This is a genomic window from Stutzerimonas frequens (assembly GCF_024448335.1).
GTDB classification, from domain to species: Bacteria; Pseudomonadota; Gammaproteobacteria; order Pseudomonadales; family Pseudomonadaceae; genus Stutzerimonas; species Stutzerimonas frequens.
The window spans coordinates 1-21,296 of the sequence record NZ_JAMOHM010000007.1 but is presented as its reverse complement, the minus strand read 5'-3'; the positions used below and the strand labels follow the sequence as shown (position 1 = coordinate 21,296).

Genomic DNA, 21,296 nt, shown 5'->3' with positions numbered 1-21,296 from the left:
CCGCGTCAGGTGTTCGCTACCACTGCGCGCGCAGCAGCTCGCGTACCCGCGACGACGCCTCGCGGTTCGGCGCGCCGAGACGACCGCGCAGGTCGCTGCTGTCGCCAATGTCCGCCACAGCCTTGCTCAGGCAGTCGCGTACACGCGCCAGATCATCCGCCGAGGGCTGCTCGATGCTGTCCACCGAGAGGGTTTCCCAGAGCAGGCCGAGGGTCGCGTAGTTGTCGATGTCGTAAGCCATCGGCGGCACCGATTCGGCCAGGGCTTCCAGCTCCTCGACGCTGCGCAGGGTGATGCGCGCCGCGGCGGCCTTGCCCATGGCGTGCACCATCACGCCCGGATCGCGCAGGGCGATGATCCGCTGGGCCTGATAGCCGTGGGCGAGAAAGGCGCCGGACATGGCCTTGCCCACCAGCAGCGCGATCACCGGGTGCCCGGCCAGCCGTGCGCGGGCATAGCCGTCCACCGCACCGGCGAGCGCCTGATGAATGCCGAGGGCTTCTTCGCGGCGGCCATAGGCCTGGCTCGGCACGTCGACCACGGCGACCAGCACACGCTTGTCCGCCTTGTCGCGATCGGCCGCGATCACCTCATCCAGCGCCTGGCCCAGGGCCCAGCCTTCGAGCAGACCGACCTCGCCGTTGCGCGCGCGCGGGAAGGGATTCTCGGCGTCCGGCACCACGGCGATATAGCGGGCGGTGCGCGCTCCGAGCGTGCCGTCGACCACCTTCACCGAGGCCGGATAGCCCGCCAGTGCCTGGCCGCCGGCCAGGGCTTGCAACCAGTTCAGTCCACGGCTCATTGGGCATCTCCTCTGTAGATGGCACGCACGGCGGCGGCATCGAGCTGCGTGCGAGTGTCGACGTCGGCCAGGCGCTGGAGGTACCAGGCGTGGCGGCGGCTGCGCGGCTGCAGCGGCTTGCCGAGGGCGAACAGTTCGTGCAGTTGCGCGCGAATGGCGTCGGTGTCGTCGGCCACGTAGGCGTCCACCAGCCCCGAGGCGTAGCGTTGCTCGCCGCCGGTCAGGCTCCAGATGAAGGGGCGGTCACGCGAGTCGTACTCGTCGAGCCCGGCTTCCTGCTCGATCACCTGCGGACCATTGAGGCCGACGCGGGCTTCGCGGGTGACGACCAGGTAGCTGCACAGCCCGGCGGCGATGGACATGCCGCCGAAACAGCCGACGGAACCGGCGACCACGCCGATCACTGGCTGGTAGTCGCGCAGCTCGACGATGGCCGCCTGGATTTCGGCGATGGCAGCCAGGCCCAGGTTGGCTTCCTGCAGACGCACGCCGCCGGTTTCCAGCAGGAGCACGGCGCGGGTCGGGATGCCGTTGCGGTTGTCTTCGGCAGCCAGTTCCAGTGCGCCGGCGATCTTCGCGCCGCCGACCTCGCCCATGCTGCCGCCCTGGAAGGCGCCTTCGATGGCGGCAATCACCGCTGGCTGGCCGTCAATGCTGCCCTTGGCGACCACCACGCCGTCGTCGGCCTGGGTGACGATGCCCTGCTTCGGCAGCCAGGGCGAGGTGACGCGATCGAACGGATCGAGCAGTTCGCGGAAGCTGCCCTCGTCCAGCAGTGCGCGGGCACGCTGGCGGGCACCGAGTTCGACGAAGCTGCGCGACTCGAGTAAACGGGCCACGGTGTTAGCGGACACATCAGTCATGGCCGACCTCCTCCAGTCCCTGCTCCAGGCGCAGACGCACTACGCCGGGTGTGGCCCCAAAATCGTGAATATCGATGTTCAATGCCGGTGGCGTCTGCTCGCGGAACATCCGCTCGAACAGGCTCTTCCAGCGTTGCTCGGCGCCATTGACCGAGGTGACCACCTGGATCGCCAGCTTGCCGGCCTGGCCGGGTTCCAGCAGCACTTCCAGATCGCCCGAGCCGACCACGCCGACCAGGGCCTTGCCGCGGGCGGGTTGCCCGGCGGTGAATTCGAAAGACAGGGTTTCCATGTTCAGTTGCTCCCAGTCGGCGCCGGCGCATGCGGCGCCAGACGGTCGAGGAAAAGGGTGGCGGCCAGGAGGTCGGCGGCGCCCCCCGGCGAGGCGTTGAGGGCGAGCATGTCGCGATCGAGCAAGCGCAGCTGGCGACGACCGGCGAGGCTGGCGGCACCACCGGCTCTGAGCACGGCGCGGGCGCCGGCCTGCATGCGGGTCAGCCCTTCAAGACCGGCGCGATGCAGCACGCAGGTGTCGGTCAGGCTGCTCATGATCGCCAGCAATGCATCGAGCCTGGCGTTCTGCTCGCCGGCGCCGGCGCGGCGACTGGCCAGCAGCTGCGGCAAGCCGTGCTCGATGACCGCGGGAAAGCCGTGCTGCGCCTGTTCGCGGGCGCCGAGCACGCCGTAGCGGCGGCAAACCCGCGCGCCATGGCTGTCCGGGTTGTGCGGCGCGGCCGGGTCATCCAGCCGCGCCAGGGCGGCCGCGCTGGCGGCGATCCCGCCGGCCGAAGCGCCGCTTTCCAGCATGGCCGCCGCGCTGAGCAGCCCCAGCGCCCAGATCGCGCCGCGATGGGTGTTGACCCCGGCGGTGACGCGCAACATCTCCGCTTCGCCGTCGCGGCCCAGCTGGCCGAGGGTTTCACGCAGCGCCTGGCTGACCCGACCTTCGCACCGCGCGGCATCGGCCATGGCGGCGAACGCCGGCCACAGCGACTGCGCCGAGGCGTGCATCAGCCCCAGGTGCAGATCGCTGTGCGCGCCACTGCCGCGCCGGTCGACCAGCCCCGGCTTGGGCGACAGATCGGCCTCGTCGACCAGCGCCTGCACCGCCAGATCGGCCAGGCGCTCGGCCGCGGTCGGCGCCTGTCGTGCAATGAGTGCGCTCATCACCAGCTCCTGAACTTGGCAGGCGGGTTGTAGAGGCCGCCGGACCACTCCACCAACTCGGCGATGCTCTTGGCGGCGAGCAGTTCGCGGGTGGCGTCGTTGCGGCGGATGCCGAGGTCTTCCGGCAGGGCGATCAGCCCTTCGCGGCGCATGCGCTCGGTGTCCTTCGGGTTGTGCCGCAAACCGATGCTGGTGACGCCGGCCACCGCGGCGATCATCGCCTGGCGTTCCTCCAGCGAACGGGCCTTGTACAGGTAGGCGATGCCTTCCTCGGTGAGCAGGTGGGTGACGTCGTCGCCGTAGATCATGATCGGCGCCAGCGGCATGCCGCTCTTCTTCGCCACCTCCACCGCGTCGAGCTGCTCGACGAAGGTGGGTTTGCCACCCTCCTGGAAGGTCTCGACCATCTGCACCACGAGCTTCTTGCCGCGCTCGAGCATGGTCACCGGGGCCTCGCCGCCGGGCATGGCCATGTCCAGCCAGGCCGGCGTGGGATGACGGCGACCGCGCGGGTCGTGGCCCATGTTCGGTGCGCCGCCGAAGCCCGCCAGGCGGCCGCGGGTGACGGTGGAGGAATGCCCGTCGCCATCGACCTGCAGCGTGGCGCCGATGAACAGGTCCACGGCGTACTGCCCGGCCAGCTGGCACATCATGCGGTTGGAGCGCATCGAGCCATCGCGGCCGGTGAAGAACACGTCCGGGCGCTGGGCGATGTAGTTCTCCATGCCCAGTTCGGTGCCGAAGCAATGCACGCTTTCCACCCAGCCAGTCTCGATCGCCGGGATCAGCGTCGGGTGCGGGTTGAGCGTCCAGTTGCGGCAGATCTTGCCTTTCAGGCCGAGGGATTCGCCGTAGGTCGGCAGGATCAGCTCGATGGCCGCGGTGTTGAAACCGATGCCGTGGTTGAGCGACTGCACGTTGTGTTTTTCGTAGATGCCGCGGATCGCCATCATCGCCATCAGCACGTGCACCGGCTTGATGTGGCGCGGGTCGCGGGTGAACAGCGGCTCGATGTAGAACGGCTTGTCCGCCACCACGACGAAATCGACCCAGCTCGCCGGGATGTCCACGCGCGGCAGCTCGTCGACGATCTCGTTGACCTGGACGATGACGATGCCATCGCTGAAGGCGGTCGGCTCGACCAGCGCCGGGGTGTCTTCGGTGCTGGGGCCGGTGTAGATGTTGCCGTGGCGGTCGGCCTGAAAGCCGGCCACCAGCGCGACGTTGGGGATCAGGTCCACCAACAGGCGCGAATAGAGTTCGATGTAGGTGTGGATGGCGCCGACTTCCAGCAGGCCGTCTTCGAGCAGCTGGCTGATGCGCAGGCTCTGCGGGCCGGCAAAGGAGAAGTCGAGCTTGCGGGCGATCTGCCGTTCGAACAGATCCAGGTGCTCGGCGCGGCTGACGCTCGGCATGATCATGTGCAGGTCATGCAGCTTGCCGGGGTCGGCCTTGGCCAGCGAGCGGGAGAGGAAGTCCGCCTGCTTCTGGTTGTTGCCCTCGAGCACCACCCGGTCGCCAGGGGCGATCAAGAGTTCCAGGGCCTCGACGATCCGCTCGCTGGGCAGCACCACGCCATCGGCGAGGCTGCGCACCTGATCGAGACGACGGGCCTTTTCGGCTCGACGACGCGACCACTGCGGCGGTGGGGAGATTGTTGTTGTCATGGCGACTCCACAGTTTTTCCGCTTGTGGAGCGCACAGTAGGGAGGTGACCGAAGGGTCATCAATCAAGCAGCAGGCGCGACCGTTACGCTTGGGTTAACGATATGTCTGAACGGCCGGTTTGCGAGGCATGCAGCAGGCGCGGCGCATTGCACGCCACGCCCTCCTGGAGCCGATTACTTGTCGCGATCGATATTGAACGGCGACCAGGCCTGACGCGTCGGCATCACTTCCAGGCGGTTGATGTTGATGTGATCCGGCAGGGTGGCGACGTAGAAGATCTGCTCGGCGATGTCCTCGGCGGTCAGCGGCGTGGTGCCGCGGTAGAGCCGGTCGCTGGCGTCCTGATCGCCCTTGGTACGCACCAGGGTGAACTCGGTTTCGGCCATGCCCGGGGCGATGTCGGTAACGCGCACGCCGGTGCCAAGCAGGTCGCAGCGCAGGTTGTAGCCGAACTGCTCGACGAAGGCCTTGGTCGCGCCGTAGACGTGGCCGCCCGGATACGGCCAGTGGCCGGCCACCGAGCCGATGTTGACGATGCTGGCGCCCTTGCCGGTGGCGATCAGCGTCGGCAGCAGCGCGTGGGTGACGTTGACCAGACCGGTGATGTTGGTATCGATCATGGTGTGCCAGTCGGCGAGGTCGACCTGCTGCGCCGGCTGCGGCGCCAGCGCCAGGCCGGCGTTGTTGACCAGGCAATCGATCTGGCTGAACTCGCTGGGCAGCTGCTCGACCACCTCCTTTACCGCGCCGGCATGACGCACGTCGAGGGTGGCGATGTGCACCGGCACCTTCGCCGACAGCTCGCTCTGCAGCGCTTCCAGGCGCTCGCTGCGCCGCCCGGTGAGGACCAGCGCCCAGCCGGCCTCGGCGAAGCGGCGGGCAGTGGCGCGGCCGAAGCCGGAGGTGGCGCCGGTGATGAATACGATCTTCTGTTTCATGCTCTTCCTCTTTTCTGACAGGCCCGACCGACGTGTAGGCGACGCGGCAGCTCGCTGACCAGCTTAGGGGCGCGCGCCGCGAAGGCAAAGCCTTGCGTGCGCCGACTGGCCGCTGCGCTGACCGTCGAAGCTTCACCGAATGGTCATCGCAGGTTCACGGACGCTTAGCGGGACTGCAACAGAGCCTGACTACCTTCTCGTCTAGACAAGTTGGCCGACCTCCCCGGCCGCGCAGACGAGAGGGCAAGACATGAATGCGGCTATTCGAGTCGAGCGACTGAACAAGACCTTCGCCGGCAAGCAGGCGCTGTTCGACCTGGGCCTGGCGATACAGCCGGGCGAGATGGTGGCGCTGATCGGCGCGTCCGGTTCCGGCAAGTCCACGCTGTTGCGCCACCTGGCCGGCCTGGCCTGCTGCGACCGCTCCGCCGGCGGGCGCATCGAGGTGCTCGGCCGCGAGGTTCAGGCCACCGGCCGTCTGCACGGCGAGGTGCGCCGCCTGCGCGCCGACATCGGCTACATCTTCCAGCAGTTCAACCTGGTCAACCGCCTCAGCGTGCTGGACAACGTGCTGCTCGGCTTTCTCGGCCGCATGCCGCGCTGGCGCGGCTCGCTGGGCATGTTCAGCGACGAGCAGAAGCGCCAGGCCATGGCCGCACTGGAGCGCGTCGGCCTGGCCGAGCGCGCCGCGCAGCGCGCCTCGACCCTCTCCGGCGGCCAGCAGCAGCGGGTGGCGATCGCCCGCGCGCTGACCCAGCAGGCCGAGGTGATCCTCGCCGACGAACCCATCGCCTCGCTCGACCCGGAGTCGGCGCGCAAGGTCATGGAAATCCTCGCCGACATCAACCGCCAGGACGGCAAGACCGTGGTGGTAACCCTGCATCAGGTCGACTACGCCCTGCGCTACTGCTCCCGCGCCGTGGCGCTCAAGGGCGGGCGCATTCATTACGACGGCCCCTCGGCGGCACTCAGCGACCACCTGCTCAACGATCTCTACGGCGCCGATCTGGACGCCAGCCTGCTGTTCTCCGATCGCGCCCGCAGCGCCGAGCCGCGTCAGCTGCAGCTGGTCAACGGCTGAGCCGCAGGTCAACCCGACAACCAACGCCACACCTCAGGAGTGACCTCCATGTTGAAACGCTTCAGCCGCGCCCTCGCCGCCTCCACGCTGCTCGCCGGTGCGATGTTCGGCACCGCGCAGGCCGCCGAGACCATCACCTTCGGCATCATTTCCACCGAGTCCTCGCAGAACCTGCGCAGCGTCTGGGACCCCTTCCTCGCCGACATGAGCAAGCAGACCGGCTACGAGGTGAAGGCCTTCTTCGCCCCCGACTACGCCGGGGTCATCCAGGGCATGCGCTTCGACAAGGTCGATCTGGCCTGGTACGGCAACAAGTCGGCGATGGAGGCGGTGGATCGCGCCGGCGGCGAAATCTTCGCCCAGACCGTCGCCGCGAACGGCAGCCCGGGCTACTACAGCCATCTGATCGTGCACAAGGACAGCGCCCTGAACTCGGTCGAGGACGTGCTGAAGAACGCCAAGAGCCTGACCTTCGCCAACGGCGACCCGAACTCCACCTCCGGCTATCTGGTGCCCGGCTACTACGTGTTCGCCAAGAACAAGGTCGACGCTAGCCAGGCCTTCAAGCGCAGCCTCAACGGCAGCCACGAAGTGAACGCGCTGTCGGTGGCAAACAAGCAGGTCGATGTCGGCACCTTCAACAGCGAAGGCATGGAGCGCCTTGAGATCACCGCGCCGGACAAGGCGGCCCAACTCAAGGTGATCTGGACCTCGCCGTTGATCCCGGCCGACCCGCTGGTGTGGCGCAAGAGTCTGAGCGACGAGCAGAAGAACAGGCTGCGCGAGTTCTTCATGAGCTATGGCGCCAAGCCGGCCGAGAAGGAAATTCTCGCCGCGCTGCAGTGGGCTCCGTTCCGTGCCTCGGATAACGACCAGCTGCTGCCGATCCGCCAGCTGGAACTGTTCAAGAAGCGCAGCGAAGTCGCCGCCGACAGCAAGCTCTCCGACAGCGATCGCCAGGCCAAGCTGCAGGGCATCGACGACGAGCTGGCCAAGCTGGAGCAGCGCATGGCCGAGCGCGAGCAGAAGAACGCCGCCGCCAAGGCCAGCTGAGCAACGCCGGGCGTGGCGCGCTGGCGCCACGCCCCCGTCCGTGTCGTTTGTGAGAACCGAACATGACCACTCTGAGCACCACACCGCCACTCGCGGGCAACGACAAGCGCAGCTGGTTGCGCCTGCTCGGCTGGGGCCTGTGCCTAGCCGTGCTGGCCTGGTCCTGGCAAGGCGCGGAGATGAATCCGCTGCTGCTGATTCGCGACAGCGCCAACATGGCGACCTTTGCCGCCGACTTCTTCCCGCCGGACTTCAGCAACTGGCAGCTGTACCTCAAGGAGATGGTCACCACGGTGCACATCGCCCTCTGGGGCACCCTGCTGGCGATCGTCTGCGCCATTCCGCTGGGCATTCTCAGCTCCGAGAACATCGTGCCCTGGTGGGTCTACCAGCCGGTGCGCCGACTGATGGATGCCTGCCGGTCGATCAACGAGATGGTCTTCGCCATGCTCTTCGTCGTCGCCGTCGGCCTCGGCCCCTTCGCCGGCGTGCTGGCGCTGTGGATCAGCACCACCGGCGTCCTCGCCAAGCTGTTCGCCGAAGCGGTGGAAGCCATCGAGCCGGGCCCGGTGGAAGGCGTGCGTGCCACCGGCGCCAGTGCGCTGCAGGAAGTCATCTTCGGGGTGATTCCGCAGGTGCTGCCGCTGTGGATTTCCTACTCGTTGTACCGCTTCGAATCCAACGTGCGCTCGGCCACGGTGGTCGGCATGGTCGGCGCCGGCGGTATCGGCGTGATCCTCTGGGAAGCCATTCGCGGCTTCCAGTTCGGCCAGACCGCCGCCCTGCTGCTGATCATCATCGCCGTGGTGAGCCTGATCGACCTGCTCTCCCAGCGCCTGCGCAAGCGCTTCATCTGACGGAGCGAGGCGCCGTGCGCCTCTCGAAAAAACCATGCAGTTGTCTAGACAACCCAGCGAACCGCTCTACCTCGAACTGGCCCAGGTGCTGCGCGGCGAGTTGCGCCACTATCGCATCGGCGACTTCCTGCCTGGCGAAATGCAGCTGGCGCGCCGCTTCGCGGTCAACCGCCACACCCTGCGCCGCGCCGTCGACGAGCTGGTACAGGAAGGCCGCCTGCTGCGCCGCCAGGGCAAGGGAACCCAGGTGCTGCAACGCCCGCTGGTCTATCCGCTGCAGGCCGACAGCGCCTACAGCGATGCGCTTGCCGCCCTCGGCGTGCGCACCGAGGCGCGCCTGCTCGCGCGTCGCCAGCTCAGCGCCAGCGCCGAGGAGGCACGCCACCTGCAACTGGCCGAAGGCGCCGCGCTTATCGAGCTGAGCACCCTGCGCCTGCTCGACGGCGAGCCGGTCAGCCTGATCCGCCACCGCTACTGCGCCAGCCACGCCGAACGGCTCGCCGATTACCAGGGCGGATCGCTGCGCCGCTACCTCGGCGAACGCGGCCTGCCGCTGACGCGCCGTTTCAGCCTGATCGGCGCACGCCTGGCCGATCGCGACGAGGCCGCACAGCTGCTGATGCCCCTGCGCATGCCGCTGCTGTCGGTATTCACCCTGTCCTGCGATGCCGCCGGGCGACCGGTGGAGATCGCCCTCTCGGCCAGCCGTTCCGACCGCTTTCAGTACCAGGTCGCCACCTGATGGAGAACCCCATGCACACCCGCGAACGATCCCCCCGCCAGCGCTGGATGGCCGTGCTGGCCCGCGCCAGCGCCGCCGACCTGGCGCCTTTCGAAAGTGACCTGCGCGACTGCGCCTACCAGCTGATCCGCCCCGCGGAAATCGGCATGACCCTGGTGCGCGGCCGCATGGGCGGCACCGGTGCGCCGTTCAACCTCGGCGAGATGAGCGCCACCCGCTGCGTGGTGCGCCTGGCCGACGGCAGCACGGGCTACAGCTACCGCGCCGGCCGCGACAAGCGCCAGGCCGAGCTCGCCGCGCTCGCCGACGCCCACCTACAGGGCCCACAGCAGAGCCGCTGGGTCAATGAACTGATCGAACCGCTGGCCGCCGCGCAGGCCCGACGCGCCGCGCAAAAGGCTGCCGAAACCGCCACTACCCGCGTGGAGTTCTTCACGCTGCTGCGAGGAGAAGACTGATGAATCGCGCCCCATCCGACCTGTTGCAGGCCGCATTCGCCGACCCGGTGCTGGACGCGCAGAAGTGCTTCCGCGCCGCGCTCAAGGCTTTGTCCGAGCCGGGCACGCGCCAGCCTCTGGTCAGCGTCGCCGCCATCGACCATCTGCAGGCCGCCAGCTACGCGCTGTGCCTGAGCCTGCTGGATAACGACACACCACTGTGGCTGGCGCCGGCCTTCGATACCCCGGCGATTCGCGCCAACCTGGCCTTTCACTGCGGCTGCCCGATCGTCGAGGCGCGTGAGGAGGCCATGTTCGCCCTGCTCGACGCCGCCGCGCTGGACGACCTCTCCGGCTTCTACAACGGCAGCGAGCGCTACCCGGACCAGTCCTGCACGCTGCTGATCCAGCTCGACCGACTCGACCGCGGCCCGGCGCTGAGCTGGCAGGGCCCGGGCATCGACGGCAGCCGCCTGGTCGGCCTGCCGCTGAAACCGGCGTTCTGGCAGCAGCGCGCCGCACGCAACGACTTCCCGCGTGGGCTCGACGCACTGTTCTGCACTGAAGGCGAAGTGCTCGGCCTGCCGCGTAGCACGCGCATCGGCGATTCGCTGCAGGAGGTGGCCTGATGTACGTCGCGGTCAAGGGTGGCGAACAGGCCATCGACAACGCGCACGCGCTGCTGGCGAAGAAGCGCCGCGGCGATACCGGCATCGCCGAGCTCGGCGTCGAGCAGATTCGCCAGCAACTGCCACTCGCCGTGGCGCGGGTGATGAGCGAAGGCTCGCTGTACGACGAGGAACTCGCCGCGCTGGCGATCAAGCAGGCCGCCGGCGATCTGGTCGAGGCGATCTTCCTCTTGCGCGCCTACCGCACCACGCTGCCGCGCTTCGCCGAAAGCCTGCCGCTGGACACCGGTGCCATGCAGCTCAGCCGGCGCATCTCGGCGACCTTCAAGGACGTGCCCGGCGGCCAGCTGCTCGGCCCAACCTTCGACTACACCCACCGCCTGCTCGATTTCGCCCTGCTCGCCGAAGGCGAACGCCCCGGCCCGCCGGTGAATGACAGCGCCACGCTGGGCAACTGCCCGCGGGTACTCGGCCTGCTCGGCGAGGAAGGCCTGATGACGCCGGAAATCGACCGCGGCGAGCCGGTGCCGGACCTCACCCGCGAGCCGCTGGAGCTGCCGGCGAGCCGCGCCGAACGCCTGCAGGCGCTGGCTCGCGGCGACGAGGGCTTCCTGCTGGCGCTGGGCTACTCGACCCAGCGTGGCTACGGCCGCAACCACCCGTTCGCCGGCGAGATTCGCATCGGCACCGCCGAGGTCTGGATCGAGCCGCAGGAGCTGGGCTTTCCGGTCTGCCTCGGCGAGATCGAGCTGACCGAGTGCGAGATGGTCAACCAGTTCGTCGGCGAGAGTGCCGCGCAGGCGCAGTTCACCCGCGGCTACGGCCTGGCCTTCGGCTATGCCGAGCGCAAGGCGATGGGCATGGCGCTGGTCGACCGCGCGCTGCGTGCCGGCGAGTACGGCGAGGAGGTGCAGGGCCCGGCGCAGCAGGAAGAATTCGTCCTGATGCACTGCGACAACGTCGAGGCCGCCGGTTTCGTCTCGCACCTGAAGTTGCCGCACTACGTCGACTTCCAGTCCGAGCTGGAGCTGATCCGCAAGCTGCGCCAGCCGCAGGCCGAGCAGACCGAAGCAGACGCCGAGACGCCTGCGAAGGAGAAACGCGCATGAATGCCCACGCCATTCCCGCCCGCGAGGCGGGCTACAACTTCGCCTACCTCGACGAGCAGACCAAGCGCATGATTCGCCGCGCGCTGCTCAAGGCGGTCGCCATTCCCGGCTATCAGGTGCCCTTCGGCGGCCGCGAGATGCCGCTGCCCTACGGCTGGGGCACCGGCGGCATGCAGCTGACCGCGGCCATTCTCGGCGCCGACGACGTGCTCAAGGTGATCGACCAGGGCGCCGACGATACCACCAACGCGGTGTCGATCCGCCGCTTCTTCGCCCGCACTGCCGGGGTCGCCACCACCGAACGCACCCCGGAAGCGACGGTGATCCAGACGCGCCACCGCATCCCGGAAACCCCGCTCGCCGCCGGGCAGATCATGGTCTATCAGGTGCCGATCCCCGAGCCGCTGCGCTTCATCGAGCCGTCGGAAACCGAGACACGCACCATGCACGCGCTGGGCGACTACGGCGTGATGCACGTGAAGCTCTACGAGGACATCGCCACCTTCGGCCACATCGCCACCAGCTACGCCTACCCGGTGACGGTGGACGGGCGCTACGTGATGGACCCCTCGCCGATTCCCAAATTCGACAACCCCAAGCTGGACCTGAGCCCGGCGCTGATGCTGTTCGGCGCCGGCCGCGAGAAGCGCCTCTACGCCGTGCCGCCGTACACCCGCGTGGTCAGCCTGGATTTCGAGGATCACCCCTTCCAGATCCAGCAATGGGAGCAGTGCTGCGCCATCTGTGGCAGCGGCGATTCCTACCTCGACGAGCTGATCGTCGACGACGCCGGCAGCAAGCAGTTCGTCTGCTCGGATACCGACTATTGCGCGCAGCGCGCCCAGCCCCAGGAGAGCCGCCCATGAGCGCCGCCGAACAATTGCTGCCCGCCGCGACCGCCTGCGCCGAACCGCTGCTGACGGTGCGCGAGCTGACCCGCCTGTACGGCCCGGACAAGGGCTGCCAGGGCGTGTCCTTCGAGCTCTACCCCGGCGAAGTGCTGGGCATCGTCGGCGAGTCCGGCTCCGGCAAGTCCACCCTGCTCTCGCTGCTCTGCGGCCGCTGTCCGCCGGATCGCGGCAGCGTGCAGTACCGCGATGCTGCCGGCGACTGGCTCGACCTCTACGCCGCCAGCGAGGCCGAGCGGCGCACGCTGCTGCGCACCGAATGGGGCTTCGTCGAACAGAACCCGCGCGACGGCCTGCGCATGGGCGTTTCCGCCGGCGCCAACATCGGCGAGCGGCTGATGGCCCAGGGCGTACGCCATTACGGCCAGCTGCGCGCCGCCGGGCTGGACTGGCTGCAACAGGTGGAGATCGACCCGGCGCGCATCGACGACCTGCCGCGGACCTTCTCCGGCGGCATGCAGCAGCGCCTGCAGATCGCCCGCAACCTGGTTTCCAGCCCGAAGCTGGTGTTCATGGACGAACCCACCGGCGGCCTCGACGTGTCGGTGCAGGCACGCCTGCTCGACCTCCTGCGCGGGCTGGTGCGCGAGCTGGACCTGGCGGTGGTGATCGTCACCCACGACCTCGCCGTGGCACGCCTGCTGGCCGACCGGCTGATGGTGATGCGCCGCTCGCGGGTGGTGGAGTCGGGTCTGACCGACCAGATCCTCGACGACCCGCAGCACCCCTACACGCAGCTCTTGGTGTCCTCGGTGCTGCAGCCATGAAGGAATCCGCCATGAACACGCTGATCGAGGTCCGTGACCTCGCCAAGACCTTCACCCTGCACCAGCAGCACGGCGTCAGCCTGCAGGTGCTGCGCGGGCTGAACTTCACCGTCGCCGCCGGCGAATGCCTGGTGCTGCACGGCCAGTCCGGTGCCGGCAAGTCGACCCTGCTGCGCACGCTGTACGGCAACTACCTGCCGGCCAGCGGCAGCATCCGTATCCGCCATGCCGGTGACTGGCTGGAGCTGGTCGGTGCCGAGCCGCGCCAGGTCCTCGCCGTGCGCCGGCAGATGCTGGGCTATGTCAGCCAGTTCCTGCGGGTGATCCCGCGAGTGCCGGCGCTCGACGTGGTGATGGAACCGGCGCTGGCGCGCGGCTGGAGCCGTGTCGATGCCGAGGTGCGGGCGGAGGCGCTGCTGACCCGGCTGAACATTCCCGAGCGGCTCTGGCAGCTCGCCCCCGGCACCTTTTCCGGCGGCGAGCAGCAGCGCGTCAACCTGGCGCGCGGCTTCATGGTCAGCTGGCCGGTGATGCTGCTCGACGAGCCCACCGCCTCGCTGGACGAAGCCAACGCCGGCGTGGTGCTGGAACTGATCGACGAAGCCAAGGCGGCCGGCAGCGCGCTGATCGGCATCTTCCACGACCGCGCGATCCGCGAGGCAGTCGCCGATCGTTACCTGGACATGACGCAGGAGGACCTGGCCCATGCCAGCTGAACAGATACTCAGCAACGCCCGCCTGGTGCTGGCCGATCAGGTGATCCACGGCAGCCTGCTGATCCGCGACGGCCTGATCGCCGACATCAGCGCAGGCGCCAGCAGCCTGCCGCAGGCCCAAGATCTGGGTGGCGACCTGCTGCTGCCGGGGCTGGTGGAACTGCACACCGACAATCTGGAAAAGCACATGAGCCCGCGCCCCGGGGTGGACTGGCCGTCCGCCTCGGCGGTGCTGACCCATGACGCGCAGATCGTCGCCGCCGGCATCACCACGGTGTTCGATGCGCTGTCGATCGGCGACATCAATCCCAAGGGCAAGCGCATGCAGCAGCTCGGCGTGATGCTCGAGGCCATCGCCGAGGCCGAAGCCGCCGGACAGACCCGCGCCGAACACCGCCTGCACCTGCGCTGCGAAGTCAGCCACCCGCAGTGCCTGGAGCTGTTCCGCGAGCTGGTCGAGCAGCCGCTGGTGCAGCTGGTCTCGGTGATGGACCATGCGCCGGGCCAGCGCCAGTTCGCGCGCATGGAGAAGTACCGCGAGTACTACATGGGCAAGTACCACCTGAGTCCGGCGGAGATGGATGCCTTCGTCACCGAGCAGCTGGCCAACTCGGCGCGGCACAGCGACCAGCAGCGCGACGCCATCGTCGACATCTGCCGCAGCCGCGACCTGGCGCTGGCCAGCCACGACGATGCGACCCTGGAGCACGTCAGCGAGTCAGCGGACTACGGCATGGCCATCGCCGAATTCCCGACCACCTTCGAGGCCGCCGAGGCCAGCCACGCGCGCGGGCTGAAGGTGCTGATGGGTGCGCCGAACATCGTCCGTGGCGGCTCGCACTCGGGCAATATCGCCGCTGCCGACCTGGCCCGGCGCGGCGTGCTGGACATCCTCTCCAGCGACTACTACCCGGCCAGTCTGCTGCAGGCCGCGCTGGGCCTGGCCGAACAGGACAACGGCTACGACCTGCCGCGCGCCATTGCCACCATCAGCCTGGCGCCGGCACGCGCGGCCGGACTGGATGATCGCGGCGAGATCGCCGTCGGGCTGCGCGCCGACCTGGTCCAGGCGCAGGTGCACAAGGGCCAGCCGGTGATCGGCCAGGTCTGGCGCCAGGGCCGGCGCGTGTTCTGATGCATTCGCGCTCGCACCATGATGTCCCCTGCGGGGCGGCTTGCCGCTACCATGCCGGTCCACACCCCGCGTTCTCCCGTCTCTGGAGGTGATCTGATGCAAGGCCGCCTGATCTACCTGATCGGCCCGTCCGGCGCTGGCAAGGACAGCCTGCTCGACGCTGCCCGCGCGCCGCTAGCCGAGCGTGGCGTGCGCATCGCCCGGCGGGTCATCACCCGCTCGGCCGAAGCCATCGGCGAAGCCGCACACTCGGTGAGCATCGAACAGTTCGAGCGCCTGGAGGCCGAGCGGGCGTTCGCCCTCGCCTGGCGCGCGAACGGGCTGGCCTACGGCATTCCCGCCGAAATCGACGCCTGGCTGGCGGCTGGCGAGGATGTGCTGGTCAACGGCTCGCGCGGCTATCTGCCCGAGGCGCGGCAGCGCTACCCGGACCTGCTGGCGGTATTGCTGACCGTCGAGCAGGACGTGCTGCGCGAGCGCCTGCTGACCCGCGGCCGGGAGACGCCCGAGCAGATCGAGGCGCGCCTGGCGCGCAATGCACTGTTCAGCGGTGAGCTGGACGACTACGTCCGCGTGGACAATTCCGCTTCGCTGCAGAGCAGCGTCGAACGCCTGCTGCAGCTGCTCGACGAGCACCGCCAATGCGGCTGACCCTGCTCGGCACCGGCGGCGCCGCACAGGTGCCGGTGTATAACTGCGCCTGTCCGGCGTGCCGCGCCGCGCAGCTCGACCCGCGTCGCCGCCGCCGTGCCTGCTCGGCGCTGGTGGAATGTGGCGATCAACGCTGGCTGCTCGACAGCGGTCTGCCTGATCTCTGCGAGCGCTTCGCCCCGGGCAGCTTCAACGGCATCCTGCAGACCCATTACCACGCCGACCACGCCCAGGGCCTGCTGCAGCTGCGCTGGGGCGTGGGACTGCGCATCCCGGTGCACGGCCCGGACGATCCCGACGGCCTCGCCGACCTCTACAAGCATCCCGGCATCCTCGATTTCAGCGAGCCGTTCGCCGCCTTCGAACAACGCATGCTCGGCACGCTACGGGTCACCGCGCTGCCACTGGTGCATTCGAAACCCACCTTCGGCTATCTGCTGGAAGGCAACGGACGCCGTATCGCCTACCTCACCGACACCGTCGGCCTGCCGGACAGCACGCGCGAACTGCTGCAGGACACCGTGCTGGACGTGCTGGTGCTGGACTGTTCGACACCGCCGCGCGACGCGCCACCGCGCAACCACAACGACCTGACCCGCGCGCTGCAGAGCATCGACGACCTGCAGCCGGCGCAAGCCGTGCTGACCCACATCGGCCACGAGCTGGATGCCTGGTTCATGCAGGCGTCACGGGAACTGCCGGGCAACGTGTGCCTGGCATACGACGGGATGGCGCTCTAGCGCTTCGCAGATAGGCGTTTCCATGGACCAGAGGCGGGAGAACACCGAGCCGCCTGCTCGCGACGCGTGGAAAACGCTGCGCGGTTTTCCACCCTACGGCCATGAAGCATGGAGCGGATTCCGGGCTGACGCCGGCTAGCGCCCCGGCTGCGGGCGGAAACCCGGCACGCTGCTCGGGCGTTCGACCCGCGCGGCCGGCATGCTGCAGTTGAGATCACGGAACGGGCGACCGTCGAGTTTCTGCCAACCCTCGCCCGGTGAGGTCTGGCGGCAGATGATGGTGCCGTCGACTTTGCTCTGCCATTGGTAATAGGGCGCCGGCGCGGCGCTGGCGGCGATGGGCAGGAACAGACTGAGCAGAACGATGCGCATGGCGGACTTCGGCGTTGCGATGGCGCCACTCTAACCCTTCGGCCGCGCTACGCAAGCGCCGTCCGGCGCACTCAGTACCAGACCCTGGCGGCCTCGCGCATGAAGATTTCAACGGTCTTCGGCCCGATCCCCTCGAATTCCGCCAGCCGCCGCTCCAGCTCCTTGCGGTTCTCGCTGAGTTCATGGATGCGCCCGAGCTTGCCACCATATTCGTGGTTGAGCTTCTCGCAGAGCTTGAGCAGCCGCTCGGCGGTGGACTCGTCGTAGCGTACGTAGTGTCCTTCACCGAGCATGTCCACCAGTTGCTGCCAGCTGCAGTTGCCCAGTTTTCGTGGCGTATCGCGCTTGTGCTTGTCGGCGATCACGCGATACGCCTCGGCGGCGATGTCCTGCTGGATGCGCTTACCGAACAGAAAGCTGGCGAGAAACCACTTGAACAGCGCGTGCTCGCCGTCATTCATGTCGATGCCCAGATCCTTGGCGCTGATTTCCGCGCTCATGGCGAGCCCTCCATCGAACGATTCGTCTGCATTCGAAGCCCGCGCGCCAGGCAAGTTTCGCACTCACCTCAACCCCGATAAGCGGTTTCTTGCCGAGACCCCTCGTCACATAGGCGGATTTTTGCCTATCGCGCCTGTCCATGCAGGCAGCAGCCCTTGTAGCAGGGGCTATGCGTGCCTGGCACGGCTTCTGCTACTAGCAATCTGCTCGATGCGATTCCAACGACAAGAAGAGCTGCCAGCGATATCCATCCTCCGGATCTTTCCGGTGCCATCGCCCCTCTGCTTGCTCGTCTGGCGCGTTCCCGAACGCGGCATCGTCTATCGTCAACATGCTGCGTCAACCAATAAAAACGAAACGGAGATCCACCATGAGACTGACCAAACGCCTGGGCCTGCTCGCTGCCGCTGCGGCCTTCACTGCCAGCACCGCGGCCGTCGCTGCGCCGACCTTCATCAACATCCTCACCGGCGGTACCAGCGGTGTGTACTACCCGATCGGCGTGGCCCTGTCGCAGCAGTACAACAAGATCGACGGCGCCAAGACTTCCGTGCAAGCCACCAAGGCTTCGGTGGAAAACCTCAACCTGCTGCAGGCCGGCCGTGGCGAACTGGCCTTCTCCCTGGGTGACTCGGTTGCCGACGCCTGGAACGGTGTCGAGGACGCCGGCTTCAAGGCTCCGCTCAAGCGCCTGCGCGCCATCGCCGGTACCTACAACAACTACATCCAGATCGTTGCCAGCGAAGAGTCCGGCATCAAGACCCTGGAAGACCTCAAGGGCAAGCGCATCTCCGTCGGCGCGCCGAAGTCCGGCACCGAGCTGAACGCCCGCGCGATCTTCAAGGCCGCCGGCCTGAGCTACGAGGACATGGGCCGCGTCGAGTTCCTGCCCTACGCCGAGTCGGTCGAGCTGATCAAGAACCGCCAGCTGGACGCCACCCTGCAGTCCTCGGGCCTGGGCATGGCCGCCATCCGCGACCTGGCCAGCACCATGCCGGTGACCTTCGTCGAGATTCCGGCCGCCGTGGTCGAGAAGATCGAGAGCGACGCCTATCAGGCCGGCGTGATTCCGGCCGGCACCTACGACGGTCAGGATGCCGACGTGCCGACCGTGGCCATCACCAACATCCTGGTCAGCCATGAGAAGGTTTCCGACGAAGTGGCCTACCAGATGACCAAGCTGATGTTCGACAACCTGGCCGCCCTGGGTAACGCCCACTCCGCCGCCAAGGACATCAAGCTGGAAAACGCCACCAAGAACCTGCCGATCCCGCTGCACCCGGGCGCCGAGCGCTTCTACAAGGAAGCCGGGGTTCTCAAGTAACCCAGCGCTGACAGACGGGCGGAGCGGGCCCTGCGGCCTGCTCCAGCCCGCTCCTTGTAGCAGCAGGCTTGCCCGCGTTGCCTCGTTGGCAAGCCTGCTTCTACAGGCCCCCACCTTGCAGTGAGAGAGTGATTCCATGAGCGAAAGCCAAGGGCTGCACGCCAGTCCCAGCGAATGGCCGAGGGCGCTGTTCTACGTCGCCCTGCTGTTCTCCATCTACCAGATCGTCACCGCCGCCTTTCACCCGGTGTCCAGCCAGGTACTGCGGGCCGGTCACGTCGGCTTCCTGTTGCTGCTGGTGTTCCTCTGCTACCCGGCGCGCGGCAACGGCAAGCCGTTCCAGCCCGTGGCTTGGCTGCTCGGCCTGGCCGGTTTCGCCACCTTCATCTACCAGTGGTATTTCGAGGCGGACCTGATCCAGCGTTCCGGCGACATGACCACCACCGACATGGTGGTCGGCCTGACGTTGATTGTGCTGGTGTTCGAGGCCGCCCGCCGGGTGATGGGCATCGCCCTGCCGGTCATCTGCGGGCTGTTCCTCGCCTACGGCCTGCTCGGCGAATACCTGCCCGGTGATCTCGCGCACCGCGGCTATTACCTGGACCAGATCGTCAACCAGCTGTCGTTCGGCACCGAAGGCCTGTACGGCACGCCGACCTACGTTTCGGCGACCTACATCTTCCTGTTCATCCTGTTCGGCTCGTTCCTCGAGCAGGCGGGGATGATCAAGCTGTTCACCGACTTCGCCATGGGCCTGTTCGGCCACAAGCTCGGCGGCCCGGCCAAGGTGTCGGTGGTGTCTTCGGCATTGATGGGCACCATCACCGGTTCCGGCGTGGCCAACGTGGTCACCACCGGCCAGTTCACCATCCCGCTGATGAAGCGCTTCGGCTATCGACCGGCCTTCGCCGGCGGCGTCGAGGCCACGTCCTCGATGGGCAGCCAGATCATGCCGCCGGTGATGGGTGCGGTGGCCTTCATCATGGCCGAGACCATCAACGTGCCCTTCGTCGAGATCGCCAAGGCCGCGCTGATTCCGGCGCTGCTGTACTTCGGCTCGGTGTTCTGGATGGTCCACCTGGAAGCCAAGCACGCCGGTCTCAAGGGCCTGCCGAAAGACGAATGCCCGAGTGCCTGGGCCGCGGTGAAGGAGCGCTGGTACCTGCTGATCCCGCTCCTGGTACTGGTCTGGCTGCTGTTCTCCGGGCGCACGCCGATGTTCGCCGGCACCATCGGCCTGGCGCTGACGGCGATCGTCATCCTCGGCTCGGCGATCATCCTCAAGGTGTCGTCGTTCGGCCTGCGCATCGCCTTCTGGATCGCCCTCGGCCTGCTCTGCGCCGGGTTCTTCCAGCTCGGCATCGGGGTGATCTTCGGCGTCATCGCCGCGCTGGTGGCCGTGTGCTGGTTCATCAAGGGCGGCCGCGACACCCTGACCATCTGCCTGCACGCGCTGGTCGAAGGTGCGCGCCATGCGGTGCCGGTGGGTATCGCCTGCGCCCTGGTCGGCGTGATCATCGGCATCGTTTCGCTGACTGGCGTGGCCTCGACCTTTGCTGGCTACATCCTCGCGGTCGGCGAGAACAACCTGTTCCTTTCGCTGATCCTGACCATGCTGACCTGCCTGGTGCTGGGCATGGGCATCCCGACCATTCCCAACTACATCATCACCAGCTCGATCGCCGCACCCGCGCTGCTGGATCTCGGCGTGCCGCTGATCGTCTCGCACATGTTCGTCTTCTACTTCGGCATCATGGCCGACCTGACTCCGCCGGTGGCGCTGGCCTGCTTCGCCGCCGCGCCGATCGCCAAGGAGAAGGGCCTGAAGATCAGCATGTGGGCCATCCGCATCGCCATCGCCGGTTTCATCGTGCCGTTCATGGCGGTGTACAACCCGGCGCTGATGATGCAGGGCGGGGACTGGGGCGCCACGCTGTACATGCTGTTCAAGGCGGCCTTCGCCATCGGCCTGTGGGGCGCGGTGTTCACCGGCTACCTGCAGCGGCCCATGGCGCTGTGGGAAAAAGTGCTGGGCTTCGTCGCCGGTGCGGCGATGATCCTCGCCACACCGATGAGTGACGAGATCGGTTTCGCCCTCGGCGCGATCTTTCTCGCTCAACACATCTGGCGCGCCCGTCGCGCCGAGCCGGCGGCGGCGTGATCGGTCTGTGCCTGGGGCTGGCAGGCGTGGTGTGGGCCGAAGTGCCCGCCCCCGCCTTCACCCTGGCGTGGAACCACACGATCGAGAAGATCCGCTGGGAAGAGGATTACCGCGTGACGCCGGACGGGCTGCTGCTCGGCGAAGCGCGGGTCAAGGGTTCTGGTGCCGGGATGGAGATCCCGGATGACGCCGAACTGCGCGACGGGGCCTGGCACTACCAGCGCCAGATGCCGGCGTTGCCACTCCTGCGCCTGGGGCGAACCCCCGAGGCAGGGGATTACCAACTGTGTTTTGACCAGCGTTGCCACGCGATGAGCGAATGGCTAGGCCCGCCACAAGCGGACCAGCCGGCGCTGGAAGTCTGGGGCTGTACCGTGCAAGCGGCGAGTGTCGGGAACGATTGACCGGCTGGCCGGTGATCGTTGAGGAGGGGTGTTCGCGCAGGCGGCACCCCTTTTTCTTTTTGGTTCTTCGATTGGTTCGAGGAAATAACTGTAGCGATGGCTGGATTGGATGGATGCAGGTTCAGATCGCATAACCATTTCCGAGCTGCTTGGAAGCATAGTTTCGCCCTGCTGGGCGACCCACTTTTTCCAGTCGCGGAAAAAGTAGGCAAAAACGCTTGCCCCTCCATCCGGGTCTCGCTGCGCTCGACTTCCCTCGTTCCATCGCCGC

General features: G+C 67.6%; 24 protein-coding genes. 16 read left to right on the top strand and 8 right to left on the bottom strand.

The features are described from left to right. Positions 1-16 precede the first annotated feature (16 nt). The 6 genes from mdcE to NAO55_RS11490 all read right to left on the bottom strand — a co-directional run bounded on the left by mdcE (position 17) and on the right by NAO55_RS11490 (position 5,438). Positions 17-802, bottom strand: a complete 786-nt coding sequence (gene mdcE, locus NAO55_RS11515; protein ID WP_102839023.1) for a biotin-independent malonate decarboxylase subunit gamma — start codon at positions 800-802, stop codon at positions 17-19. Then, positions 799-1,665, bottom strand: coding sequence for a biotin-independent malonate decarboxylase subunit beta (locus tag NAO55_RS11510; RefSeq protein ID WP_102839024.1), 867 nt, complete (start codon positions 1,663-1,665; stop codon positions 799-801). The genes mdcE and NAO55_RS11510 overlap by 4 nt, the downstream gene beginning before the upstream one ends. Beyond that, positions 1,658-1,957 carry a malonate decarboxylase subunit delta gene (locus NAO55_RS11505; protein WP_102839025.1) on the bottom strand — a complete coding sequence of 100 codons (300 nt, stop codon included), beginning with the start codon at positions 1,955-1,957 and terminating at the stop codon, positions 1,658-1,660. The genes NAO55_RS11510 and NAO55_RS11505 overlap by 8 nt, the downstream gene beginning before the upstream one ends. A gap of 2 nt (positions 1,958-1,959) precedes the next feature. Beyond that, positions 1,960-2,832: a triphosphoribosyl-dephospho-CoA synthase gene (locus NAO55_RS11500; RefSeq protein WP_102839026.1), complete on the bottom strand. Its 873-nt coding sequence runs from the start codon at positions 2,830-2,832 to the stop codon at positions 1,960-1,962. After that, entirely contained in the window at positions 2,832-4,499 is a 1,668-nt protein-coding gene (mdcA, locus tag NAO55_RS11495; protein ID WP_102839027.1) for a malonate decarboxylase subunit alpha, read from the bottom strand. Before mdcA ends, NAO55_RS11500 begins: the two co-directional genes overlap by 1 nt. A 174-nt stretch (positions 4,500-4,673) precedes the next feature. Then, a complete protein-coding gene (locus NAO55_RS11490) occupies positions 4,674-5,438 on the bottom strand; it encodes an SDR family oxidoreductase (protein ID WP_046617401.1) in 765 nt (254 codons plus the stop codon). Positions 5,439-5,688: 250 nt separating this feature from the next. Between NAO55_RS11490 and phnC the strand changes: the two genes are divergently transcribed. The 13 genes from phnC (at position 5,689) to phnP (ending at position 16,263) form a co-directional block, all read left to right on the top strand. Then, positions 5,689-6,519: a phosphonate ABC transporter ATP-binding protein gene (gene phnC, locus NAO55_RS11485; RefSeq protein WP_102839028.1), complete on the top strand. Its 831-nt coding sequence runs from the start codon at positions 5,689-5,691 to the stop codon at positions 6,517-6,519. A gap of 48 nt (positions 6,520-6,567) precedes the next feature. Then, positions 6,568-7,572, top strand: a complete 1,005-nt coding sequence (phnD, locus tag NAO55_RS11480; protein ID WP_102839029.1) for a phosphonate ABC transporter substrate-binding protein — start codon at positions 6,568-6,570, stop codon at positions 7,570-7,572. 62 nt (positions 7,573-7,634) lie between these two features. Then, on the top strand, positions 7,635-8,429 hold the full coding sequence (phnE, locus tag NAO55_RS11475; RefSeq protein ID WP_102839030.1) for a phosphonate ABC transporter, permease protein PhnE: 795 nt from the start codon (positions 7,635-7,637) through the stop codon (positions 8,427-8,429). Between the two features lie 34 nt (positions 8,430-8,463). Further along, complete coding sequence (phnF, locus tag NAO55_RS11470; RefSeq protein WP_102833585.1) at positions 8,464-9,171, top strand: phosphonate metabolism transcriptional regulator PhnF; 708 nt, start codon at positions 8,464-8,466, stop codon at positions 9,169-9,171. Positions 9,172-9,182: 11 nt separating this feature from the next. Then, positions 9,183-9,629, top strand: coding sequence for a phosphonate C-P lyase system protein PhnG (gene phnG, locus NAO55_RS11465; RefSeq protein ID WP_102839031.1), 447 nt, complete (start codon positions 9,183-9,185; stop codon positions 9,627-9,629). Further along, positions 9,629-10,237, top strand: a complete 609-nt coding sequence (gene phnH / locus NAO55_RS11460) for a phosphonate C-P lyase system protein PhnH (RefSeq protein WP_102839032.1) — start codon at positions 9,629-9,631, stop codon at positions 10,235-10,237. Before phnG ends, phnH begins: the two co-directional genes overlap by 1 nt. After that, complete coding sequence (locus tag NAO55_RS11455; protein WP_102839033.1) at positions 10,237-11,346, top strand: carbon-phosphorus lyase complex subunit; 1,110 nt, start codon at positions 10,237-10,239, stop codon at positions 11,344-11,346. The genes phnH and NAO55_RS11455 overlap by 1 nt, the downstream gene beginning before the upstream one ends. Then, positions 11,343-12,212, top strand: a complete 870-nt coding sequence (locus tag NAO55_RS11450; protein WP_102839034.1) for an alpha-D-ribose 1-methylphosphonate 5-phosphate C-P-lyase PhnJ — start codon at positions 11,343-11,345, stop codon at positions 12,210-12,212. The genes NAO55_RS11455 and NAO55_RS11450 overlap by 4 nt, the downstream gene beginning before the upstream one ends. After that, positions 12,209-13,021 carry a phosphonate C-P lyase system protein PhnK gene (gene phnK, locus NAO55_RS11445; RefSeq protein WP_102839035.1) on the top strand — a complete coding sequence of 271 codons (813 nt, stop codon included), beginning with the start codon at positions 12,209-12,211 and terminating at the stop codon, positions 13,019-13,021. The genes NAO55_RS11450 and phnK overlap by 4 nt, the downstream gene beginning before the upstream one ends. An 11-nt stretch (positions 13,022-13,032) precedes the next feature. Further along, positions 13,033-13,737 carry a phosphonate C-P lyase system protein PhnL gene (gene phnL / locus NAO55_RS11440; RefSeq protein WP_102839036.1) on the top strand — a complete coding sequence of 235 codons (705 nt, stop codon included), beginning with the start codon at positions 13,033-13,035 and terminating at the stop codon, positions 13,735-13,737. Beyond that, positions 13,727-14,872, top strand: a complete 1,146-nt coding sequence (locus NAO55_RS11435; RefSeq protein WP_102839037.1) for an alpha-D-ribose 1-methylphosphonate 5-triphosphate diphosphatase — start codon at positions 13,727-13,729, stop codon at positions 14,870-14,872. Before phnL ends, NAO55_RS11435 begins: the two co-directional genes overlap by 11 nt. Positions 14,873-14,968: 96 nt before the next feature. Next, positions 14,969-15,523 carry a phosphonate metabolism protein/1,5-bisphosphokinase (PRPP-forming) PhnN gene (phnN, locus tag NAO55_RS11430; RefSeq protein ID WP_102839038.1) on the top strand — a complete coding sequence of 185 codons (555 nt, stop codon included), beginning with the start codon at positions 14,969-14,971 and terminating at the stop codon, positions 15,521-15,523. Continuing rightward, on the top strand, positions 15,514-16,263 hold the full coding sequence (gene phnP, locus NAO55_RS11425) for a phosphonate metabolism protein PhnP (RefSeq protein WP_102839039.1): 750 nt from the start codon (positions 15,514-15,516) through the stop codon (positions 16,261-16,263). The genes phnN and phnP overlap by 10 nt, the downstream gene beginning before the upstream one ends. Positions 16,264-16,398: 135 nt before the next feature. Here the strand turns inward: phnP and NAO55_RS11420 are convergent, their stop codons facing one another. Both NAO55_RS11420 and NAO55_RS11415 read right to left on the bottom strand, forming a co-directional pair. Further along, a complete protein-coding gene (locus NAO55_RS11420) occupies positions 16,399-16,635 on the bottom strand; it encodes a hypothetical protein (RefSeq protein ID WP_102839040.1) in 237 nt (78 codons plus the stop codon). Between the two features lie 71 nt (positions 16,636-16,706). Further along, positions 16,707-17,135 (bottom strand): DNA methylase, encoded by a 429-nt coding sequence (locus tag NAO55_RS11415; RefSeq protein WP_102839041.1) that lies wholly within the window; start codon positions 17,133-17,135, stop codon positions 16,707-16,709. A gap of 371 nt (positions 17,136-17,506) precedes the next feature. Between NAO55_RS11415 and NAO55_RS11410 the strand changes: the two genes are divergently transcribed. The 3 genes from NAO55_RS11410 (at position 17,507) to NAO55_RS11400 (ending at position 21,025) form a co-directional block, all read left to right on the top strand. Next, on the top strand, positions 17,507-18,460 hold the full coding sequence (locus tag NAO55_RS11410) for a TAXI family TRAP transporter solute-binding subunit (protein ID WP_102839042.1): 954 nt from the start codon (positions 17,507-17,509) through the stop codon (positions 18,458-18,460). A gap of 136 nt (positions 18,461-18,596) precedes the next feature. Continuing rightward, positions 18,597-20,621 (top strand): TRAP transporter permease, encoded by a 2,025-nt coding sequence (locus NAO55_RS11405; protein WP_102839043.1) that lies wholly within the window; start codon positions 18,597-18,599, stop codon positions 20,619-20,621. After that, positions 20,618-21,025 (top strand): DUF1850 domain-containing protein, encoded by a 408-nt coding sequence (locus NAO55_RS11400; protein WP_044313714.1) that lies wholly within the window; start codon positions 20,618-20,620, stop codon positions 21,023-21,025. Before NAO55_RS11405 ends, NAO55_RS11400 begins: the two co-directional genes overlap by 4 nt. The last annotated feature ends 271 nt before the right edge of the window (positions 21,026-21,296 follow it).

What these genes read in the sequence shown, in the direction of transcription:
- phnF (WP_102833585.1), top strand. Translation starts at nt 8,464, where the DNA reads ATGCAGTTGTCTAGACAACCCAGCGAACCGCTCTACCTCGAACTGGCC.
- NAO55_RS11450 (WP_102839034.1), top strand. Translation starts at nt 11,343, where the DNA reads ATGAATGCCCACGCCATTCCCGCCCGCGAGGCGGGCTACAACTTCGCC.
- phnK (WP_102839035.1), top strand. Translation starts at nt 12,209, where the DNA reads ATGAGCGCCGCCGAACAATTGCTGCCCGCCGCGACCGCCTGCGCCGAA.
- NAO55_RS11405 (WP_102839043.1), top strand. Translation starts at nt 18,597, where the DNA reads ATGAGCGAAAGCCAAGGGCTGCACGCCAGTCCCAGCGAATGGCCGAGG.
- NAO55_RS11455 (WP_102839033.1), top strand. Translation starts at nt 10,237, where the DNA reads ATGTACGTCGCGGTCAAGGGTGGCGAACAGGCCATCGACAACGCGCAC.
- NAO55_RS11410 (WP_102839042.1), top strand. Translation starts at nt 17,507, where the DNA reads ATGAGACTGACCAAACGCCTGGGCCTGCTCGCTGCCGCTGCGGCCTTC.
- phnL (WP_102839036.1), top strand. Translation starts at nt 13,033, where the DNA reads ATGAACACGCTGATCGAGGTCCGTGACCTCGCCAAGACCTTCACCCTG.
- phnN (WP_102839038.1), top strand. Translation starts at nt 14,969, where the DNA reads ATGCAAGGCCGCCTGATCTACCTGATCGGCCCGTCCGGCGCTGGCAAG.
- NAO55_RS11505 (WP_102839025.1), bottom strand. Translation starts at nt 1,957, where the DNA reads ATGGAAACCCTGTCTTTCGAATTCACCGCCGGGCAACCCGCCCGCGGC.
- mdcE (WP_102839023.1), bottom strand. Translation starts at nt 802, where the DNA reads ATGAGCCGTGGACTGAACTGGTTGCAAGCCCTGGCCGGCGGCCAGGCA.
- mdcA (WP_102839027.1), bottom strand. Translation starts at nt 4,499, where the DNA reads ATGACAACAACAATCTCCCCACCGCCGCAGTGGTCGCGTCGTCGAGCC.
- NAO55_RS11510 (WP_102839024.1), bottom strand. Translation starts at nt 1,665, where the DNA reads ATGACTGATGTGTCCGCTAACACCGTGGCCCGTTTACTCGAGTCGCGC.
- NAO55_RS11415 (WP_102839041.1), bottom strand. Translation starts at nt 17,135, where the DNA reads ATGAGCGCGGAAATCAGCGCCAAGGATCTGGGCATCGACATGAATGAC.
- phnC (WP_102839028.1), top strand. Translation starts at nt 5,689, where the DNA reads ATGAATGCGGCTATTCGAGTCGAGCGACTGAACAAGACCTTCGCCGGC.
- phnE (WP_102839030.1), top strand. Translation starts at nt 7,635, where the DNA reads ATGACCACTCTGAGCACCACACCGCCACTCGCGGGCAACGACAAGCGC.
- phnD (WP_102839029.1), top strand. Translation starts at nt 6,568, where the DNA reads ATGTTGAAACGCTTCAGCCGCGCCCTCGCCGCCTCCACGCTGCTCGCC.
- phnH (WP_102839032.1), top strand. Translation starts at nt 9,629, where the DNA reads ATGAATCGCGCCCCATCCGACCTGTTGCAGGCCGCATTCGCCGACCCG.
- NAO55_RS11420 (WP_102839040.1), bottom strand. Translation starts at nt 16,635, where the DNA reads ATGCGCATCGTTCTGCTCAGTCTGTTCCTGCCCATCGCCGCCAGCGCC.
- phnG (WP_102839031.1), top strand. Translation starts at nt 9,183, where the DNA reads ATGCACACCCGCGAACGATCCCCCCGCCAGCGCTGGATGGCCGTGCTG.
- NAO55_RS11490 (WP_046617401.1), bottom strand. Translation starts at nt 5,438, where the DNA reads ATGAAACAGAAGATCGTATTCATCACCGGCGCCACCTCCGGCTTCGGC.
- phnP (WP_102839039.1), top strand. Translation starts at nt 15,514, where the DNA reads ATGCGGCTGACCCTGCTCGGCACCGGCGGCGCCGCACAGGTGCCGGTG.
- NAO55_RS11435 (WP_102839037.1), top strand. Translation starts at nt 13,727, where the DNA reads ATGCCAGCTGAACAGATACTCAGCAACGCCCGCCTGGTGCTGGCCGAT.
- NAO55_RS11500 (WP_102839026.1), bottom strand. Translation starts at nt 2,832, where the DNA reads ATGAGCGCACTCATTGCACGACAGGCGCCGACCGCGGCCGAGCGCCTG.